The organism is Nostoc sp. CHAB 5715, assembly GCF_020829685.1.
In the GTDB taxonomy this organism is placed as follows: domain Bacteria; phylum Cyanobacteriota; class Cyanobacteriia; order Cyanobacteriales; family Nostocaceae; genus Nostoc.
On sequence record NZ_JAIVFR010001016.1, the window covers coordinates 1 to 2,545 of the forward strand.

Here is a 2,545-nt window from a genome sequence, read left to right on the forward strand (position 1 = left end):
TATTGTTTGGGTAAATTATGGAAATCAAGACTATTGCTGTAACTTACACGCGTAAGTTCAATTTAGGCGACTACGAATCTTTAGAGTTAAGTTGCTCCTTATGGGGACAAATTGACCCAGCAGAAGAGGATGCACAAGGGACGACACAATTTCTATTTCAACAAGCAAAGAATTCAGTTAAGTCAGCTGCAATCCCAGTAATTAAAGCTTCTACTCATCAAATGAATAAAGCCAAAATGTACAGGCACTCTCCAACAAATTAGTTTGACGGTCTTGATAATTTCTAATAACTGAAATTCACCTTTTAAATTCAAAAATACTTTAGTCAAGCATTAATACTGCTTGGCTATTTTTTTTCAGCCATCGCTTTGCCCCCTCCAAACCACAACAGGAAAGACATCATGCCTAAAAAAGCTAACCCAGTCCTCAAAGACCATTCCCAGCTATGCCTTCAGTACCTCCGCTGTTGCGGTGGCAGTGCTCGATTATGCACTATAAATTTTAGTCTGGGGGTGATTCAAACGTTAGTTAATCGCAATCTGGTAAAAGTGACAAATACAGGTGCAGGATTTTTTGTGGAGTTGGACGAAGCGAAATGAAAATCCATAAAATGACTCATCAATCGTCTTTGCCTTCAAACACTCGTAATAAATTAGTTCTTCGTCGGACTCGAAAGAGATTTAGTCCCAAAGTATTTATCGACCGCACCATAGAAACAACTGCAATTGTCTCTCTGCTTTTAACTGGATTTTTAGGAGTTGGAGCAATGGGGTGCTGGGGAATGGAGATTATCGAGACAAATGCTAATCCCAACATAATCATCTCTGGTTGGCAGCAGCAGAAAAATATTTGCTTGGGTGCAATGCTGGTAAGTTTTTCTGCTTTCTTAGGGAGTTCTTTAGTCGGAGCAAGCCTCAGTATTCAACGAGATAAATTTCAGGGAGGGAAACAATAATGGAAATCAGATTAACCACAGCAGAGATTCGGACTATCTTGCAAGGGTGTCAATATACGTTGCGGGTGGTTGGGAGTAGTAAGGATTATCGCAGGCTTCAATCATCCTCCTTCCTTTTCTACATCAAATGATGTGGTGCTAAACGATGCTTTCAATATTTTGGGAGAAGTAGTAGAGGCAATTGATCAGGTGGAGCAATTTAATCAACAAGGAGAATCCGGTCATGGAACAGGAAATTAAAAATGCAGTTGGTTTGGGTAGTCCTGAACTCGTAATAGAATCGAAACCACAACCAGAACCAAAACCAACAGTAACGATTTACGACTTCTCTTCTTTGTTATTGAAGCACGAACCACCAATGCTAACTGCAAAACCTGATCGCCTCCCTCTGGGTAAAACACACTGATAGAACTCAAACCAAGAAACCAAGCTCCTGGTAAGAATATATCAGCAGGCGTTGGTTGATCCAGCATCCGTTGCAGCCATGCAGGTGACTGCTCACGAGGCGTTGGACTTTCTTTAGGAGGCGATTGTACTCGCAATTCTGGAAACCGAATACGCTCAGGGACTTTAATTTTACCTTCTTGGCGCATCCGTAAGCGATCCATTAAAATCGCATCGTAAGCCGCTTCAATTACTTCTAAATGCTTGGCATCGCCACTATGTTGCTCGAATAGGCGATTACGAGCATCCTGAATTTCATCTAAGCTAGCCTCTTCTGATACCCCAAGTTTTTCGTAGGGATTTTGATCGCTCATGGGAGTTTGTTACTTCAGCCTCAGTCAGCGGCAGTCTTTTGTCGAATAAAAACAGCTTTAGGTTTTGTTTTAATCGAAACTAAAGTCTCGACCTATTTTATGCCCTAAGAGGATAGTAGCACGGGTTAGTTTAATCGACTTTGTAATTTCAACTATAGTCACTTTAACATATCGCTATAACTCCGTGTATACCCTCATGTCGTTGTTTAATTCTGGCTCTAATCTAGAATTTGAACGGAGAGTACCTAAAACACATAGTTTTTATGAAAATATCAACTTTACAGTTTCAAATTTGGCAACTTACTGCGCCCTAATAGAATTTTTTTAATTATACTGAATAATCGCTTGTGGTATATATCCGCATATCGATTTAAAATTGAGACGTTTTAAGTTACCACCTAACTGGGATCAAGAACGTGTCTTGGTGTTAAGAACTGTTGCAGCTAAAGTCAGAGCGCCTATATACTGTGGCTAACAGAAGTTTAGCGTTCTCATCGCCCACAATCCTGATTAGAGTATTTATTTTTGAATAATCAGGAATCTCATACCGTAGCCATGTAGATTCTTAGTTAGTCCCCAAGTGGCAACTGCGTTTTTACGCAAACCTTTTGTTAATCTTACGAATTTTTGTGCAAAGTAATGGTCATGGCTCCTGCCAAGATTCTTGTAGTTGACGACGACCCTGCGGTTCGGAATTTAATCCAACGCTTTCTGATTAAGCAGAACTATCAGGTGGAGGCTGCCGAAGATGGAAAGACAGCCTTAACTCTATTTGAGCAATTTAACCCCGACTTGGTGATTCTAGATGTGAATTTACCAGATGTAACTGGGT

General features: G+C 40.4%; 6 protein-coding genes. 5 read left to right on the plus strand and 1 reads right to left on the minus strand.

What is annotated here, in order from left to right:
• Positions 1–17: 17 nt before the first annotated feature.
• From LC574_RS35160 to LC574_RS35175, 4 genes are all read left to right on the plus strand, one after another.
• On the plus strand, positions 18–263 hold the full coding sequence (locus LC574_RS35160; protein WP_229458249.1) for a hypothetical protein: 246 nt from the start codon (positions 18–20) through the stop codon (positions 261–263).
• Between the two features lie 138 nt (positions 264–401).
• On the plus strand, positions 402–599 hold the full coding sequence (locus LC574_RS35165) for a hypothetical protein (RefSeq protein WP_229458251.1): 198 nt from the start codon (positions 402–404) through the stop codon (positions 597–599).
• 11 nt (positions 600–610) lie between these two features.
• Positions 611–955 (plus strand): hypothetical protein, encoded by a 345-nt coding sequence (locus LC574_RS35170; RefSeq protein ID WP_229458253.1) that lies wholly within the window; start codon positions 611–613, stop codon positions 953–955.
• A gap of 69 nt (positions 956–1,024) precedes the next feature.
• A complete protein-coding gene (locus LC574_RS35175) occupies positions 1,025–1,195 on the plus strand; it encodes a hypothetical protein (protein WP_229458255.1) in 171 nt (56 codons plus the stop codon).
• Here the strand turns inward: LC574_RS35175 and LC574_RS35180 are convergent.
• Positions 1,192–1,713, minus strand: a complete 522-nt coding sequence (locus tag LC574_RS35180; protein WP_229458257.1) for a CPP1-like family protein — start codon at positions 1,711–1,713, stop codon at positions 1,192–1,194. The two genes, LC574_RS35175 and LC574_RS35180, sit on opposite strands and share 4 nt — an antisense overlap.
• A gap of 645 nt (positions 1,714–2,358) precedes the next feature.
• Here LC574_RS35180 and LC574_RS35185 point away from each other — a divergent pair.
• Positions 2,359–2,545, plus strand: a 187-nt coding sequence (locus tag LC574_RS35185) for a response regulator transcription factor (protein WP_229458259.1), incomplete at its 3' end; no start/stop codon positions are given.

What these genes read in the sequence shown, in the direction of transcription:
- LC574_RS35160 (WP_229458249.1), top strand. Translation starts at nt 18, where the DNA reads ATGGAAATCAAGACTATTGCTGTAACTTACACGCGTAAGTTCAATTTA.
- LC574_RS35165 (WP_229458251.1), top strand. Translation starts at nt 402, where the DNA reads ATGCCTAAAAAAGCTAACCCAGTCCTCAAAGACCATTCCCAGCTATGC.
- LC574_RS35170 (WP_229458253.1), top strand. Translation starts at nt 611, where the DNA reads ATGACTCATCAATCGTCTTTGCCTTCAAACACTCGTAATAAATTAGTT.
- LC574_RS35180 (WP_229458257.1), bottom strand. Translation starts at nt 1,713, where the DNA reads ATGAGCGATCAAAATCCCTACGAAAAACTTGGGGTATCAGAAGAGGCT.